This is a genomic window from Citrobacter sp. Cpo069 (genome assembly GCF_030332785.1).
Classification (GTDB): domain Bacteria; phylum Pseudomonadota; class Gammaproteobacteria; order Enterobacterales; family Enterobacteriaceae; genus Citrobacter; species Citrobacter portucalensis.
This window is the reverse complement of record NZ_JAOWHD010000059.1, coordinates 253,722-269,652: the sequence shown is the minus strand read 5'-3', so window position 1 is coordinate 269,652 and position 15,931 is coordinate 253,722. Positions and strand designations below refer to the sequence as shown.

General features: G+C 49.2%; 14 protein-coding genes and 1 other RNA gene. 1 reads left to right on the top strand and 14 read right to left on the bottom strand.

What is annotated here, in order from left to right; all coding sequences use genetic code 11:
- Nucleotides 1–63: 63 nt before the first annotated feature.
- From fadK to OGY08_RS17260, 5 genes are all read right to left on the bottom strand, one after another.
- The gene (fadK, locus tag OGY08_RS17280; RefSeq protein WP_079933935.1) at nt 64–1,701 is read right to left on the bottom strand and encodes a medium-chain fatty-acid--CoA ligase; all 1,638 of its coding nucleotides are present in this window, start codon (nt 1,699–1,701) and stop codon (nt 64–66) included.
- An 82-nt stretch (nt 1,702–1,783) separates the two neighbouring features.
- On the bottom strand, nt 1,784–2,077 hold the full coding sequence (locus OGY08_RS17275; RefSeq protein ID WP_008784590.1) for a ferredoxin family protein: 294 nt from the start codon (nt 2,075–2,077) through the stop codon (nt 1,784–1,786).
- Nucleotides 2,074–3,363 (bottom strand): FAD-dependent oxidoreductase, encoded by a 1,290-nt coding sequence (locus tag OGY08_RS17270; protein ID WP_125363166.1) that lies wholly within the window; start codon nt 3,361–3,363, stop codon nt 2,074–2,076. The genes OGY08_RS17275 and OGY08_RS17270 overlap by 4 nt, the downstream gene beginning before the upstream one ends.
- A gap of 57 nt (nt 3,364–3,420) precedes the next feature.
- Nucleotides 3,421–4,356 (bottom strand): electron transfer flavoprotein subunit alpha, encoded by a 936-nt coding sequence (locus tag OGY08_RS17265; protein WP_057067844.1) that lies wholly within the window; start codon nt 4,354–4,356, stop codon nt 3,421–3,423.
- A 21-nt stretch (nt 4,357–4,377) separates the two neighbouring features.
- On the bottom strand, nt 4,378–5,142 hold the full coding sequence (locus OGY08_RS17260) for an electron transfer flavoprotein (RefSeq protein WP_020996442.1): 765 nt from the start codon (nt 5,140–5,142) through the stop codon (nt 4,378–4,380).
- Nucleotides 5,143–5,648: 506 nt separating this feature from the next.
- Between OGY08_RS17260 and OGY08_RS17255 the strand changes: the two genes are divergently transcribed.
- Complete coding sequence (locus OGY08_RS17255; protein WP_008784594.1) at nt 5,649–6,539, top strand: AraC family transcriptional regulator; 891 nt, start codon at nt 5,649–5,651, stop codon at nt 6,537–6,539.
- Nucleotides 6,540–6,593: 54 nt separating this feature from the next.
- Here OGY08_RS17255 and OGY08_RS17250 read toward each other — a convergent pair whose 3' ends face one another.
- The 9 genes from OGY08_RS17250 to ydiK form a co-directional block, all read right to left on the bottom strand.
- Nucleotides 6,594–7,745, bottom strand: a complete 1,152-nt coding sequence (locus tag OGY08_RS17250; RefSeq protein WP_003832619.1) for an acyl-CoA dehydrogenase — start codon at nt 7,743–7,745, stop codon at nt 6,594–6,596.
- A gap of 13 nt (nt 7,746–7,758) precedes the next feature.
- Complete coding sequence (locus OGY08_RS17245) at nt 7,759–9,354, bottom strand: acyl CoA:acetate/3-ketoacid CoA transferase (RefSeq protein WP_125363167.1); 1,596 nt, start codon at nt 9,352–9,354, stop codon at nt 7,759–7,761.
- A gap of 155 nt (nt 9,355–9,509) precedes the next feature.
- Complete coding sequence (gene aroD / locus OGY08_RS17240; protein WP_125363168.1) at nt 9,510–10,268, bottom strand: type I 3-dehydroquinate dehydratase; 759 nt, start codon at nt 10,266–10,268, stop codon at nt 9,510–9,512.
- A 36-nt stretch (nt 10,269–10,304) separates the two neighbouring features.
- Nucleotides 10,305–11,171 carry a quinate/shikimate dehydrogenase gene (gene ydiB / locus OGY08_RS17235; protein WP_003836604.1) on the bottom strand — a complete coding sequence of 289 codons (867 nt, stop codon included), beginning with the start codon at nt 11,169–11,171 and terminating at the stop codon, nt 10,305–10,307.
- Between the two features lie 21 nt (nt 11,172–11,192).
- On the bottom strand, nt 11,193–12,428 hold the full coding sequence (locus tag OGY08_RS17230) for an MFS transporter (protein ID WP_032943180.1): 1,236 nt from the start codon (nt 12,426–12,428) through the stop codon (nt 11,193–11,195).
- A gap of 240 nt (nt 12,429–12,668) precedes the next feature.
- The gene (locus tag OGY08_RS17225) at nt 12,669–13,889 is read right to left on the bottom strand and encodes an MFS transporter (RefSeq protein ID WP_100272561.1); all 1,221 of its coding nucleotides are present in this window, start codon (nt 13,887–13,889) and stop codon (nt 12,669–12,671) included.
- A gap of 48 nt (nt 13,890–13,937) precedes the next feature.
- The gene (locus tag OGY08_RS17220) at nt 13,938–14,294 is read right to left on the bottom strand and encodes a YdiL family protein (protein WP_008784601.1); all 357 of its coding nucleotides are present in this window, start codon (nt 14,292–14,294) and stop codon (nt 13,938–13,940) included.
- A 157-nt stretch (nt 14,295–14,451) separates the two neighbouring features.
- Nucleotides 14,452–14,559, bottom strand: an RNA gene (gene rprA, locus OGY08_RS17215) — antisense sRNA RprA.
- Nucleotides 14,560–14,742: 183 nt separating this feature from the next.
- Nucleotides 14,743–15,852 carry an AI-2E family transporter YdiK gene (ydiK, locus tag OGY08_RS17210; protein WP_003832632.1) on the bottom strand — a complete coding sequence of 370 codons (1,110 nt, stop codon included), beginning with the start codon at nt 15,850–15,852 and terminating at the stop codon, nt 14,743–14,745.
- Between the last annotated feature and the right edge of the window lie 79 nt (nt 15,853–15,931).

The window sequence follows — 15,931 nt, the reverse complement described above, 5'->3', positions numbered from 1 at the left end:
ATGCCTTATCCGGCCTATTCAACGTAGGCCGGATAAGATGCGTGAGCATCGCCATCCGGCGCTTTATCCTGTAATACTCTCCACGCTCAAACGCTGAATAATATCCTGACGAAGCTGGTATTTTTGTACTTTACCGGACGCCGTGCGCGGTAATTTCTCCACGATCACAATGTGCTCAGGGTATTTGTACTTTGCCACCCGCTTGCGGCTAAAAAAGGCCACCACTGATTCCAGCGACAACGAATGATGCGGGGGTTTTAGGACCACGTAAGCACACGACCTTTCACCTAAGCGTTCGTCCGGCATCGCGACAACACAGGCATCGTGAATGCGAGGATGCTGCAATAAAATATCCTCAACTTCGCGGCTGCTGATGTTTTCTCCACCGCGGACAATGATATCTTTTTTCCGTCCGGTGATTTTGATGTACCCCGCATCGTCCATTCGGCATAAGTCGCCGCTGTAATACCAGCCGTCTTGATCCAGCGCGCGGGCGGTAAGTTCGGGTTCATCGAGGTAGCCCATAAACACATTGGGACCACGCGAAGCTTCTTCACCTTCTACCCCCGCGGGCAACGTATTGCGTGCTTCGTCGACCACTTTAATTTCGACGCCTGCAGCAGCATATCCGTCGGTATTCATCATGCGAGAAAGCGAATCATCGAGATTGACCAGCGCATGCGGTGAACTCTCTGTCGAGCCATAAATGCTTAATAATTTTATGCCGAGCTGCTGGCAGTCACGGGCAATCTTCTGTGGAATGGTTGTGCCCCCACATAAGAAAAAGCGTAGCGATGAGAGATCGCGTGGTCGTTTTTCCATGCTACACAACATGTCGTAGACGAAGGGCGTTGCGCCGAGCACACAGGTACAGCGTTGTTGCTCCAGCAGTTCAAGACAGGCGGTTGGGGTGAAAATATCTAACAATACGCTGCGTGCGCCGATTAAAAACGGTGCAGTAACGCCATGCAGAAAACCGGTAGCGTGTCCCAGTGGTGCGGGCATCAAAAACACATCCTGCCAGGTGAGATTGAGGCGGGCACAGTAGGCGCGCTCGCTGGCAAGGATGTTGTTGTGGGTCAGCATTACGCCTTTTGGCATTCCCTCGGTACCGGAGGTAAACAACACTGCCGCCAGTTCATCGGCGTGAACATTAATCGTCTGGGTTAAAGGCGGAGCTAAAAGCAGTTGACTGAGCGCCAGCGAGGTCGTTGCCGGAGCCAGTTTATCCACGGCAACGATCTGTTGCAGATGCGGCAACTGGTTTTGTAAGGGGAGGATCAGATCGACCGGTCGGGTCTGTTTAAACAGCGTCGGTGCGAAAAAAATCTTCGCTTTACACTTATTTAGCACCCATACCAGCTCTGCTTCACGCCACGCTGGCAGCAGAGGTACGGAAACGGCCCCGGTTTTCAGGCAGGCCAGGTAGATAATCGTAAACTCGCACCAGCCCGGTAACTGGAAGGCAATGCGATCGCCGGGTTGAATACCGCAGGCTAAAAACCAGGTTGCCAGACTGCTGGCCGCGCTGTCGAGTGCAGCATAGGTGTATGAAGCGCCATGGTTATCAACCACGGCGATTTTATCTGGCATGGCTCTGGCAGTTTGGTTCCAGTAATCGCCAAGCGAAGCATCTCCCCATAAACCCTGTTGCCGCCAGACTTCGCGGCGTTCGGCGTTAAACGTTAGTGTGATACTCATGAAGTTATTCCCAGGATGATTTCGGCATACATCTGACCGGATGGCCGGCGTGGCCGATCCGGTGTACTACAGGCAAAATCCATTAGCCGTAGCGAAAATCAACGCCAAATGTTCCGACCGGATATTCCCATTGGTCGAGGATTGTGTCGCCGCACAGTACTCGACACGTTCCGCACTCCAGGCAACCAGCAGAATCAAAATGAATGTTTCCACTCTCATCCTGCTTATACAGCCCGGCGGGGCAGGCTTTCAGCAGCTTGCGAAATTCATTAAGGTCTGGATGTTCGGCCAGGATAATGTGCGGGTGGCCTTCATTGACATTGAATTTATTGACGCCCAGTTTGACGTCAACGTTAACGGTATTGTCCTGATTCATAGTGCTGTTGCCCCCTTGATACCGTCTTTCAGTAAGTTCAACAGCCCGATTTGTTTTGCGTGGGACATAATCATCTTGCGAACCGGTTGATTTGGACGTCCGTCAACGGTGAACATATCGCTCATGATGTCGGCCACCATACGCGGATACTGAGTGAACAACCGTGGGTTTTCCATTAACGCCGGGATCTTGCGAAAATGCTGTAAATCACGCATCACACAGCCCTGTTCGAGCGCGCGCTTGTAGTCCATCAGGCTGCTGGCAGAGAAATCCTGGCGTTCTTTTGCTGCAATAGCTGTTTGGGCAGCGGCTTCTGCGGAAGCGATGGCCAAATCCATACCTCGCACCGTGAAACCCAGGTTCAAACAGAAACCGGCGGCATCGCCCACGATCATCACACCGTCATCGACCAGCTTTGGAACCATTGCCAGACCGCCTTCCGGCACCATATGCGCGGAATATTCCAGTAGTTCTCCACCGGCAATCAATGGCCGAATAGTTGGATGTTGCTTAAAGTCTTCCAGCATTTGTGGAATGCTTTTTGTGGCATGGGCAATATCCCCCAGACCACACACCAGACCCAGAGAGATGGAGTCCTGGTTGGTATACAAAAATCCGCCTCCCATCAACCCATCAGACGGTGAGCCTGCAAACAGCCAGGCCGCGCCTTCATTACCTGAAAGATTGAAGCGATCTGCAATGACCGCTGGAGGTAAGCCGATCAGCTCTTTTACGCCAACGGCATAGTGATGTGCAGAAGAGGGCGGAACCATCCCCAGAGAACGCCCCAGCATAGAGTTGACGCCATCGGCAAGGATGACAATATTGGCTTCCAGGATATCGTCACCGGCCTGAACTCCGGTAACCTTATTACCTTCGCGGATCAGGGCATCGACGCGCACGCCGGGGATGAACTGCACGCCAGCTTGTTCCGCCTTATCCATTAGCCATGGGTCAAGTCTGTTGCGCAAAACGGTATACGAATCCTGCGTTGGTGCGTCAGCTTTTTCACGATGGAAATCGAGAGTGACGGCGCTTTCTTCGGTCAGAAAGGAGATTTTTTCGCGGGTGACTTTACGCTCGAGCGGCGCTTCCTGCGCGAACCCCGGCATGATGCGCTCAAGACTATGTGCATAGAGTCTTCCGCCGGTCATATTTTTACTACCAGCACTGTTACCGCGCTCGATGACCAGTACGTCCAGTCCGGCCTGAGCCATCACGTAGCCTGCAACCGTACCCGCCACGCCAGCACCGACCACAATGGCATCAAATTTTTCATCTGACATGCTTTATGCTCCCTTCCCGCTGTGAGGGCAGCGGGATATGTGCGTTAAATGTGGGGGTTAGCGGCTGAGATGCTCGATAAGAGCCGGAACGACTTTGTAGATGTCGCCGACCAGTCCGTAATCGGCGTAATTGAAAATAGGGGCTTTCTTATCTTTGTTGATGGCGACAATGACTTTCGCGCCGTTACCGCCGACCATATGCTGAATTTGTCCTGAAATGCCGAGGGTGAGGTAAAGGTCCGATTTCAGTAACACGCCAGAAACGCCGATGTAGCGTTCGCGTTCCATCCAGTTTTCGCCTTCGGCAATCGGTCGTGAACAACCCACTTCTGCACCCAGTACAGACGCCAACTGGTGCACCATCTCCAGATCGTTTTGCGCAACCAGGCCGCGGCCCACACCCACCACACGTTTGGCTTTGCTGAGATCCACGCTGCTCACGGATTTGGCGCGACGTTCCTGGCACATAATTTCATGGTGCGGTGCGATGTAAGGTGCAGAGACAACAGGGCAGGTATGTGAAGCATTAGCCTCTACCGGTTCAAGTACGCCTGGGGCAAGGGTGATAATTGCCTGAGTTGTTTTGATTTTTTCTTTGCCGAATGCCAGGCCACCGTACATACGGTGTTCTGCGAACAGTGAGCCATCATCAAGCGTTACCGACGTGGCGTCATTTACCATCGCTGCATTGAGCTGAATACTTAACCGCGCACCAAGGGATTTAGCGCGTTTAGTCGCTGGCATTAGCAATAGCCCGGTGTGTTCTTGTATCAGGGCGGCGATGGTCTCGGCAAAATTTTCAACACGCTGTAAACCAGACGTTGTTTCAAGCACGACAATCTCATCGGCACCCAGAGGTTTAACCTGATTGGCCTGTTCGTTGCCTTGTACAATAAGGTGTACCTGTTCACCCCACAGGCGTGCGCCGGCCATTAATTCTGCATAGCGTTCTACGTTATCGCTGAACACCCATACGTTAGCTAATTTACTCATGATAATTTCTCTCCGTTGGGCTTAGTTCAGGGCTTTTTTCAGATGCTCAGCCAGCTCGGCGATGGCTTCTGCTGAGTCATTTTCCAGAATGATGTGCTTACGTTCTGTTTGTGGCGGAACGGTGAGGCTCACCAGTTCTGCTAACGGTGAGGCAGGTGTCCAGCCAATATCGCTGGCTTGCCACGGTGTGACTGGTTTTTTACCTGCGCCCAGAATGGCTTTCATCGAGGGAATACGCGGCGTGTTGATATCCGAGGTTACGCACAGCACGGCGGGGAGCGACAGTTCAATCACTTCAACTTCGTCTTCCAGCGTACGTTCAACCACAATGCGATCGCCGTTACGTTGGATGTTGCTGACGGCGTTAATCACCGGAAGTTGTAAGAGTTCGCCAACCAGTAAGCCAACCTGCTGGGCGTAGATGTCTCCAGACCCTTCGCCGAACAGCATCAGGTCGAATTCAATGTTTTTGGCCGCGCAGGCCAGCGCCTGAGCCGTGTCTCGCGGTAATGAATGCTCCAGTTGGGGATCCTGCACCATAAACAAACTGTCCGGCCCGCGGGACAGTACGTCTTTACGCACTTTGGAGTTTTGCAGTAGCGAGCCGCCAACCGTTAAGGCGACAATTTCATCACCTTCCGCACTAAGTTGCGTCGCGGCCTCTATTGCATTCAAATCAAACTGACTGATTTTGGCATCGGCCCGGTCAAAGTTAAGCGAACGTTCTGGGGTAACAACAATGTCCTGTTCTTCAGGCACCAACTTAAAGCAGGTTATTAGTTTCATGGCATCTCCAGTGATTCTCGTGTTGATGATGACGGGGAGTGCCATCATCAACAGTAGGGAAAATTGACTGAAAATAGTGTGCGGCAGAGGGGGACTGTTTTCGACGGGGCAATCTGTTTTCATTCCCAACAATCTTGCAAAAAAAAGGACTTTAGGAATGCTGAGTTTATGAACGTAAAGACGACGTCGGGTGTTAAAGTGATAAAAATAGAAATAAAATCGAGGCGCTTTTTTGAGAAATGGATCATATTTTTATCCGTTTCTGCATGCACTTTGTTTCTGGTGTGTAAATTATTATTGCTGACTTAATAACATTTACACTTTCCTGTTATTTTAAAATAAAAACAATTTGCGTGAGCAGCGTGCTGAAGTTGGAGGTGTCATCTTGCAGACGACGCAAATAATTTTGTTTCGCCTGGACAGAATAACGTTGTATAACGTCTTCATCGTTTTTACTTTTCGATATTAATTATCCGCAAAATTACTGCCTTTCGGTGGAGGTTGTCATGTATCAACGCTGTTTTGATAATGCCATGGAGACCCTTTTTGAACAGGGAAAAACCCCGAGATTTTCGCGATTCGTCATCAGTGATGATCCTAACTGGGAGTCGGGTCATCATGTTCATGACAATGAAACAGAGCTTATCTATGTAAAAAAAGGTGTCGCAAGGCTAATTATCGACTCTTCGCTGTATGTCGCACATGCGGGTGACATCGTAGTGATAGAACAAGGGCGGTTACATGCGGTTGCTTCCGATAGCAGCGCACCTGCAACCACTTACACCTGTGCGCTCTACGGCTTTCGTTTTAACGACTGGCAGGAGAACCAACTCTTGCAGATGCACTCGTGTCCGGTTATTAACGTCAGCCAGGGCAAAGAGGTTATTAAAAGTATCTTTAATGAACTGAGTGTTATGATCCCGCAGAGCAAGAATAACCTGACGTCTTCCGCTTATGACGCCTTCGCTTATGCATTAACCGTTTTATATTACGAAAACTTTAAAAATGCTTATCGTTCTGAGCAGGGATATATTAAAAAAGATATCTTAATTAAAGATGTGTTGGTTTATTTAAATAACAATTTCCGAGAGAAAATTACGTTGGAACAGTTGTCTAAGAAATTTCGTGCCAGCGTGAGCTATATCTGTCACGAGTTTACTAAGGAGTATCGTATTTCGCCGATTAATTATGTGATTCAGCGGCGAATGACAGAGGCAAAATTTGCCCTGACGAATACGGAGTCCTCGTTGGCAGAAATTTCCTGGCGGGTAGGGTATGAAAATGTCGATCACTTTGCCAAACTCTTTCAGCGGCATGTGGGTTGTACCCCCAGCGATTATCGTAAGCAGTTTAAAAATAACCTTGTAGAACAGGAATGTTTGATGCCAGAAATATGATTCACCTGGCTCGTGCCGGATAACGCATTTGCGCTATCCGGCAAGCATTACTGCTTACTTATTCTGATAATCTTTCAGGATTTGGCGACCCGCGACGTAAATCATGATTTCATCTGTACCACCGCCAATGCGTTCACAGCGGACATCACGCCAGAAGCGGGAAACGCGTGCTTCGTCGGTGTAACCCAGCCCACCCATAATCTGAATGGCGTCATCAATCACTTCCATTGCAGTACGTGCACAATACAGTTTTGCCAGCGCTGCACTGGTGCGCAGAGACTGTTCCTGATCGGCCTGCCAGGCGACTTTTAACACCATATTGCGCATGTTATCGATTTTAATCGCCATCAGCGCCAGTTTTTCCTGGATCATCTGATTGTGACCAATTGGCTTACCGAATGCGATGCGCTGGTTGGCGTAACGGGCGGCATCTTCGAAGGCGCATTCAGCAAAACCGGTACTGCGCGCAGCGTTGATCAAACGTTCCATCTCGAAGTTGTACATGACGTTGAGGAAACCCATGCCTTCCTCTCCGACCATATCACTTTCATCCACTTCAACGTCATCAAGATAGACTTCGCAGGTGCTGAGCATATGCCAGCCGATTTTGTGCAGCGGATTAACCTTAATGCCGGGTTTCTTCGAATCGACCCACCACAGCGTAAAAGCTTTTTTCGGATCTTTTGGCTCCGGATCGCGGGCCAGTACCAGCATATAGGGATACTCTTTCGCGCCGGTAATAAAGGTTTTCTGCCCGTTGAGATAGACCTTACCGTTTTTGCGAGTGTAGCTGGTGGTCGCGCTGTTGTTGTCGGAGCCAGCTCCCGGTTCGGTTAATGCTAGCGCATACGCTGGATCGCCCGTTTCCATGGTGCTTTCTGCGGTCTTACGCAGCTGTTCAGCGGACCCAAAACGACGCATACTGTGAATGCACTGACCGTTAGTGATCAAAAAAGCGGGTGCGCCGCATTTTGAAACTTCCATCAGCGCCAGCATCTGTGTGACGTAATCCGCCGGGATGCCACCAAACTCTTCCGGAACGCCCAGCATCGAAATACCGTTGTCCGCCAGGGCACGCATAAACTCTTTCGGGTAGGTCGCCGTCTGATCGCAGGTACGGAAATATTCTTCCGGGAAATTGCTGGTAATCAGTTCTCGAATACTGGCAAGTAGCAGTTCTTGTTCTTCAGTTAAAGAAAAGTCCATCAGGGTACTCCTTTTAATTGGCGACGTCGGGTAATACAAAACCCATCGAGGCATCGATAAATAATCTTTCGTCCATCAGCTTCAGATTTGGCGAAATAATTGGCGTGAAATCCATCTTGTCCAGGATGTCTTCCTGTAAAGAGACTCCCGGTGCAATTTCGATTAAATGAAGACCATCTGCTTTTAACGTAAATACAGCGCGTTCAGTGATGTAACGCACATCAAGTCCACGTTCGAGAGCAATTTTTCCGCTGAAAGTCACTTCAGGTAATTCGTTGACGAATTTTTTCACCCGACCTTCCTGCACAATATTTAACTTGCCATCGGCAACTTCCGTTTTCAGACTTCCGGCAGTTAACGTGCCGCAGAAAATAATTTTTTTGGAAGTGGCGCTAATATCTATAAAACCGCCGGTACCCATGATCTTGCCATTGAATTTGTGTACGCCGACGTTGCCGTGGCGATCGACTTCGGCAAAACTTAAATAGCACACGTCCAGTCCACCACCGTGATAGAAGTCAAACTGGGAGGTCATATCCAGAATGGCGCGGGTGTTGACGTTGGCGCCGAAAGCAATACCTTGAGAGGTGATGCCGCCAATCGGACCCGTTTCGACTGTCAGAATAAAATCGTCAGCACAGCCTTCTTCGCGCGCGACGAGACCAATGCCATCGGCAATGCCTACGCCAACGTTGCCGACCGCACCTTTGCGCATTTCAAACAGGGCGCGTCTGGCCACCAGTTTACGCTGATTGAGCGGCAGGGCAGTCTGTTGGCTGTCATCGAGAACAAAATCGCCAGAGATAAAGCGGTTAACCGGCGCGCCACCATACAGTTGCGTTTGGTCGGGGTCGATGACCACAATATCGACCAGATAGCCGGGAATACGCACCGATTTCGGATGCAACGTGGCTTTCTTCACCATCTTTTGCACCTGCATCATAACGATGCCACCGTTATTGTGTACGGCCTGGGCAATCACCAGCGCATCAAGATACATCACTTCATCTTCAAAGGTGGCGTAGCCTTCACTGTCGCAAGTGGTGGCGCGAATAAAGGCGATGTTTGGCGCAATGGCTTTGTAATACAGGTACTCTTTGTTATCAATTTCCACCAATTTGATCAGATCTTCGGTGGTCACTTCATTCAGCTTACCGCCCTGTTGGCGAGGGTCAACAAATGTACCGATGCCGATATCACTAAGGATCCCCGGCTGGTGAGCCGCCGATGCACGCAGGGTTTGGGTTAATACGCCCTGAGGATAGTTATAGGCGGCAATTTTATTTTGTTCAGCCAGATCGGAGATTCGCGGTGATTGTCCCCAGTGTCCGCATAATGCCCATTTGACTAAACCTTCCTGTGCCAGTGGGCTAATTCCCCGGTCGGCACGGTCACCCAAACCTGTAGGACTAATCAACGCTAAATTTCGCGGTGACTGAGAGTTTTTATATTTTTCAGCCAGTGCATTAATTAATGTTGTTGCTTCGAGAATACCCCCTCCAGCACCTAATACACAAAGCGTTGCTTCATCAGGAATATAATTGACTGCATCTGCAGCGGATAATACGGGTACCCGACCATCTATACGATTTGGCCTTGAAAATTTCATGTGAACTCCAGATTATATGCGTGCGACTACCTGTCGCTATATTCGACAATAATATTGTGAGTTATTTAATAACGCTTAATTACCGGCCAGATATCCGTGGTTAGACGAATATCTGGGGTAGGGCATTAGTGATATTTATATGGATATATCTATAATTAAGCCTGATGCAATATTGTCAATACAGTACGCAGGTCGGTGACCGAAATTTGTCCTGGTGCGGAGGCTTTTTTTACTGCCCCAAAGGTTGCCGCTGAACCGAAAACCTCACCAGACAAACGTGAAATCACCCCTGTTTTAGCCATCGACATGGTGATTATCGGGCGATCGGCATAGCGTTCTTGCATTTCCAGCGTGGCACTAAGCAGCGTCAGAACATCCGTTTTATTTTGCGGCATCAAGGCAATCTTGGGGATATCTGCGCCCAGCTCCTGCATTTTACGCAGGCGCTGGACAATCTCTTCAGCGGCTGGTGTCTTATGAAAATCGTGATTAGACATAATCACAAAGACATTTTTCGCGTGCGCATGCTCGACGGTCGCTTTGACCAGTTCGTCTCCGGTAAACAGTTCCAGATCGATCATATCCACCAGACCGCTGTCTACCGCCGCGCGGTTAAGTGCAATATAGTGCTCGACAGACAGAGCCTGTTCACCGCCTTCTTTGGCGCTACGGAAGGTGAAAAGCAGTGGTTTGTCAGCCATCACATCGCGGATGGTGCGCGCAGCTTCCAACACCTCCTCAATGGAAGATACATCGGTGAAATGGTCTACGCGCCATTCCAGAATGTCAAAATCCGCTTCGCGATAGGCCAGCGCTTCGCTTTTTACCGTTGCGATGTCTTTACCCATCAGCGAGACAATGATCTTCGGCGCACCCTCGCCAATAACGAGGTTTTTTACGGTTACGGTTTTCATTGATTACCCTTTAACTATTGTACAAATGCTTGCCCGTCAGGCGGCAAAACCCATAACCTGTTTCACATACTCCAGTGGGAAATCTTTCCCGGTCCAGAGCTTGAACTGTTCAGCCCCTTGCCACAACAACATGCCGTAACCATCAATTGTTTTGCAACCAGCACTTTGTGCCTGCTGCAATAATTTGGTCATATGCGGGTTGTAGACGCATTCGGTTACCAGCAGTTCCGGACGCAGCAGGGACGCGTCGGTCACGAGAGATTCATTTTCCAGCGGCTTCATGCCGACTTTAGTGCCGTTGGTCAAAATATCTGCGCTGGCAAGTGCGTCAGCAAAAGCCTGGCGATCGGCGAGATCGATAACGGTGACCACGCAGTCGGTGTTTTCATTGACGCGTTTGGCAAACTCCTGCGCTTTGGCAAAAAACTCATCCTGGCGGTTAAAGAGTTTAATTTCTTTGATGCCTTCAATCGCTGCCTGTGCACCAATAGCCGTCGACGCACCGCCTGCGCCCAACAGTACCATGGTTTTACCTTTGATATCGAAACCACTTTCCTTAATTGCACGAATATGGCCCGTGCCATCGGTATTGTAACCGCGCAGGTAACCATCATCATTGACGATAGTGTTAATTGCGCCGACCAGCTTGGCTGCGGGTGTTAATTCATCAACATACTCACATGCCAGCTGCTTGTTGGGCATTGAGACCCCGGTACCCCGCATCTTTAAGGCCTTCAGCCCGGCAATTGCATTAGCAAACGTTGAGTTATCAACTTCAAATGCCATGTAAGTGAATGGCAATCCCGCTTTTTCTAATGCCTTATTTTGCATTTCAGGCGACAGACTGTGTCTGATAGGGTAAGCCATCAAACCAATCAGTTCATATTTAGCAGTTACGTCCATTTGATACTCCTTCTAAACAATTTATTGAAAATAACGCTCGCCCAACCGCACATCATTTTTGGGAATATCAAATACGCGGTAGTAACGAATAAAGACGATGATGGCGGTGACAAAAGCCAACAGAGCAAATGCAAGGTCCAGCAAAATAATGTATTGCAGACCAATGTTAGAGAGGTATCCGGTGATTAATGGGATAATAAAGTTGGCTACGCCACCCATCATCATATAAATACTGGTGACTTTGGCCTTGCTCTTGGGAAAGAACTCTGACATCACCGATACACCGAGCTGTAAAATACCGCCAGCGGCAGAGAATCCAATGAGAAATGAACCGGCGTTACATACCAGCGGAGATGGGTATAAATAGATCACGGCTGCGGTGATGGTTGCCAGTCCGGCGTTAAATACGTTTGCCCAAATAGGTCGTACCCATTTTTTCAACAATGCGGCAAAGATAAATACGCAGACCAACGACCCCATACTGTAGTAAGAGATTGTTTTCAGTGCGTCGGATTCTGCCATACCGGCAAAGGCCATCGCATATTTCGGCATCCAGACCACGATAACGTAAAAAGTCGAAAAGGCAGCAACACCAAACATGACGGATGCCACACCTTCCAGCCAGACCAACGGTTTACTGTTCATCTGTGGCAGATCTTTTGCGATGCCGGCATCCACCATCTGGCTGGGGAAACGACTTTTTAGCAGCATCAGGGTAATGACTACAAACAACGCACCTGGGATAATGACCGCATAACCGTACCAGATATGGTTGAGCAGCATGGTGCTGACGACGATGGGGTAGATCATCTGCCCAAACGAGACCATAGCTTTCACCAGGATAACGGCTGAGCCAGAGGCTTTAGGGAAGCATTCCATTAACGCCGGGTACCCACCGGTATCCAGTGCCGAGTTTGCCACGCCAACGCAAACGGCCAGAATAAAGGCAATCATCAGATTAGGGCTGGCGGGAATACCGAAGAAGAACAGTATATAAAGAATAGCCCCTAACAGAATGATAGCCCGACGACCAAATTTATCTGAGAGCACGCCAAAGAATAAGATGCTCACCAGTCGTCCCAGACCAATGCCTGAAATTAAATAGGCAATTCCTGCATTGTCGGTGGAAAACTTTTCTGCAAGAGAGGTCATATTTTGCGCCAGTGTAATGACGCTAATGCCGTGTAGGAAATAACTTAAATAAATACAGGTTATCGCCAAAAGAAATGGCGTATTAAAGGTCTTGCTTTGAGACATTTTCACAACTCCTTGCGGATTTTAAAATTGTTCTGTGCTCGTCGATATTGTTTAAATTGCGGCGACCTTGTAATTAATATACCGGGCGGCAGCCACAGAACCTACATAGCATGGCGTTTAAGTTACCAGGTATATTGCATAACACACTGTGAAATTGAACTCTGCCAGCCGGTGTTTTGCTTATGTTTTAAAATAAATGCCAATTATTTTGCAGAAGGGGGGAACAATATTGCATCCACGCTATTCTACGGCTTGTATCATTTTTAGCTGATGCTTTGACGCGATGTGGCTGCGATAACCAATAAATAACGCCAACAGGAACCCAACAGCAGCTATGCCAGTATCAAACCACATGATGTGAGCAATACTGGTTTCTGAGAGTTTTGCTGTTATCAATGGAATGGTGAAGGTCGCAATGCTGCCCGCGCTGTAGTAAATACCGGTCGCTTTGCCCTTCGCATGCGGAAAGCGTGCGGCCATGAGCGTTAAACCGATTTGCACAACGCCCCCAGCGGAAGAAAAACCGATGACAAACGCAAAGATAATGACCACGTAGGGTGTCGGATGCAGACAAACCATCAGCAATGCGACAAATGAGATAAACGTATACAGCATCAGCATCGATGTCGCGCGTTCTGCTTTTCGCGCCAGCGGGGCGGTGATCAGCACGCACAGTAGAGAGCCGCAGGTATAAATGCTTAACAGTTTGATAGATAACGTATAGGACATTCCTGCGACAAACTGTCCGTATTGCGCCAGCCACTGGCTTACCAGGTAAAATGTTGCCATTGCGATGTAGCCGTATAGGGTGTAACTGGCAAGGTCGAGCAGGGAGCAACGATGTTCAGGTTGTGCGGTTTCTCGTTCAGCAGGTTGTGCCCGGATGACGATATGAGTCCCGGGGTGTGGCGGAAACCGACAGCGAAACAAAAACACGCCGTTGAGTATCATAACGGCAGCCGCCAGCAGGAAGGACCAGCCAAACCAAAGTTCGCTCCACACCAGCAGGCTGATGATCATTGGCAGCAAGAACTGACCGCTGGAGACGAAGGCTTTTATCAAAATATTGGCTGTGCTGGGGGAGCGGGGGAATGCCTCCATCAGGCTGGGATAGGTTCCGGCATCGAGAAAACTGTTTGCCATTCCTGCTAAAAAACCAAAAGCATAGGCAAGAAAAATACTGTGAGTATTGATGATGCCAATAAAGAAAATCAGGTAGCAGGTCATACCAAGGATAATAAATGGTCTGCGACCGTAGCGATCGGAAAGCATCCCTGCCACTAATAAAACGCTTAAGCGGCCGATGCCGAGTGAGGAAATAACAATCGAGACGCCCGCAGCATTGGTTTGCCACTGTTGTTCCAGCGAAGACATATTGAGGCTCATCAGAATGACCCCCATACCGTGCACAAGGTAATTTAGGTACAGCCCTATCGCAGTGGAGAAATAGGTGTTTTTCATAATGTGTTACTCAGCGAAGAGGCTAAATAGGTATGGCGTTGCAATCTCTTAACACATACGCTCGAGATCGTGAGCATAGAGTTCAACAGCAGCCGACTGATAGATTTTCCAGTCGAGAAAACCATCGTGGTGATAAACCGCCTGAAAAGCGTTCAGATCGGGGAAAAAACGCATGGTGTTATTACCGATACGATTATTTATTTTGTCGATAATTGCATTAATTCTTAACTTCCTCCTTGCTTTCATTTCTGAACAAATGCGGATGATGTCTTCTGGAATTTCTCTTTCACCCTTTTCCCATTGCTGCCAGGCGGCAACATTGTTATCGCGCGCGATATACCTGGCGCTTTCTTCCACCGTCATAGCAAAAATATGGCGGATCGCCTGTAGTTCTAATGCGTTCATTATTTGGTCACTTCATAAAAGACGGTGGAATAGTAATAACATTGCTGTGGATATTTCTGCTTGAAGAGAGTCACAGTATTTTGTGCAATATTATTTGTTCCTTGACGGGGAAGATAATGTGTTGGTGCGTTAAGGTTGGTGGAGTGGCGCGCGAAGGACAAAAAAAAGCCCATCGTGGGAGATGGGCAAAGACTACACACAGCAATTCGTTGTTTCACTCAGGGGATTTCCATGCTTATAAATCAATGTGTTGATCTAAAGCCATGGGCTAATAGTAGGCATAGTGATTTTTTACGTCGATCAGATTCATCTCAATAGTTTAAAAACTGTAAAGAATTTGCGACACAAATGATTATTTTAAGAAGGACGAGGTTGGGTCTAATCCCGCAAGAGGAAGGATTGATTAGTATTGTTAAACAATCAGGCGGCGCTGCCGCCTGATGTTGGATTACTTATTGCGTTCGATTTCAGCAATTTCTTCGAGGATTTCATCCGGATTGGTACCTGGCGCAGGGGCTTCGTTTACCCAGGCGGAGAACAGACGCCAGGAAACGGCCAGCACTACTGGACCGATAAACAGACCAATCATGCCGAAGGCAATCAGTCCGCCGATGACCCCGGAGAGAATCAGGATCAGTGGCAAATCGGCACCCATACGAATCAGCATCGGTCGAATAACGTTATCCAGCGTTCCGACTACGCCGCTCCAGACCAGCAGAACCGTGCCCCAGGTTGAATCACCCGTCCAGTACAGCCAGATAATGGCCGGAATCAGCACCGGCAACGGCCCCAGTTGCACCAGACAAGACAGGATCATCAATACCGCCAGCAGTGTGGCGTAAGGCACGCCGGTTACCGCCAGACCAATACCCCCGAGCACTGCCTGCACCAGAGCGGTGACCACAACGCCCAATGCGACGGCGCGAATGGCTTGCGCGGCCAGCAGAATGGCAGCATCGCCACGTTTTGAGGCAAGACGGCAAGCGAAGTGACGAATACCTAATGCGACCTGTTCACCGCGCCAGTACAACAGGGCACTGAACAGCAGCATCAGACCACAGTGCATCATAAAGCGGCCGATATGCGCGGCCTGACCGACAAACCAGGTGGTGGTGGTACCGATATAAGGACGAACCTTGGCCATAATGGCCGAACCGCCCATATCCAGTAAACTGTGCCATGCGCCATACATTTTGGCACCCACCAGTGGAATGCTGTTCAACCAAGCCAGATCCGGTAGCGTCATATCACCTGCGGTTACGGCATGGATCAGCGGCCCGCTGCCATCGACGATACTGTTAACCAGCAGCGCGATAGGGATGATGAACAACAGCACTAACAACAGTGTCATCACCAGTACGGCAAGTGAACGACGTCCCCAGAGCAATTTTTGTAAGCGTAGCAGGATAGGCCAGGTCGCAATGACAATCGTACCTGCCCAGGCAAAACCGAGGATAAAGGGCTGAACAATCCAGAGACAGGCCACAATCAGGATGGCTAAAAACAGCACCGATAGCAGCACTTGTGCAATATCCCTGGGCTGACGGAAATTTACCATAAATACTTTTCACCTTTGTCTTTGCGCCAGAACGTTGACGCGACGTGAACACGTTAATCACACTCTATAATGATGAGCA

What these genes read in the sequence shown, in the direction of transcription:
- ydiB (WP_003836604.1), bottom strand. Translation starts at nt 11,171, where the DNA reads ATGGACGTAACTGCTAAATATGAACTGATTGGTTTGATGGCTTACCCT.
- OGY08_RS17245 (WP_125363167.1), bottom strand. Translation starts at nt 9,354, where the DNA reads ATGAAATTTTCAAGGCCAAATCGTATAGATGGTCGGGTACCCGTATTA.
- OGY08_RS17260 (WP_020996442.1), bottom strand. Translation starts at nt 5,142, where the DNA reads ATGAAACTAATAACCTGCTTTAAGTTGGTGCCTGAAGAACAGGACATT.
- OGY08_RS17225 (WP_100272561.1), bottom strand. Translation starts at nt 13,889, where the DNA reads ATGAAAAACACCTATTTCTCCACTGCGATAGGGCTGTACCTAAATTAC.
- OGY08_RS17270 (WP_125363166.1), bottom strand. Translation starts at nt 3,363, where the DNA reads ATGTCAGATGAAAAATTTGATGCCATTGTGGTCGGTGCTGGCGTGGCG.
- aroD (WP_125363168.1), bottom strand. Translation starts at nt 10,268, where the DNA reads ATGAAAACCGTAACCGTAAAAAACCTCGTTATTGGCGAGGGTGCGCCG.
- ydiK (WP_003832632.1), bottom strand. Translation starts at nt 15,852, where the DNA reads ATGGTAAATTTCCGTCAGCCCAGGGATATTGCACAAGTGCTGCTATCG.
- OGY08_RS17255 (WP_008784594.1), top strand. Translation starts at nt 5,649, where the DNA reads ATGTATCAACGCTGTTTTGATAATGCCATGGAGACCCTTTTTGAACAG.
- OGY08_RS17250 (WP_003832619.1), bottom strand. Translation starts at nt 7,745, where the DNA reads ATGGACTTTTCTTTAACTGAAGAACAAGAACTGCTACTTGCCAGTATT.
- OGY08_RS17230 (WP_032943180.1), bottom strand. Translation starts at nt 12,428, where the DNA reads ATGTCTCAAAGCAAGACCTTTAATACGCCATTTCTTTTGGCGATAACC.
- OGY08_RS17220 (WP_008784601.1), bottom strand. Translation starts at nt 14,294, where the DNA reads ATGAACGCATTAGAACTACAGGCGATCCGCCATATTTTTGCTATGACG.
- fadK (WP_079933935.1), bottom strand. Translation starts at nt 1,701, where the DNA reads ATGAGTATCACACTAACGTTTAACGCCGAACGCCGCGAAGTCTGGCGG.
- OGY08_RS17275 (WP_008784590.1), bottom strand. Translation starts at nt 2,077, where the DNA reads ATGAATCAGGACAATACCGTTAACGTTGACGTCAAACTGGGCGTCAAT.
- OGY08_RS17265 (WP_057067844.1), bottom strand. Translation starts at nt 4,356, where the DNA reads ATGAGTAAATTAGCTAACGTATGGGTGTTCAGCGATAACGTAGAACGC.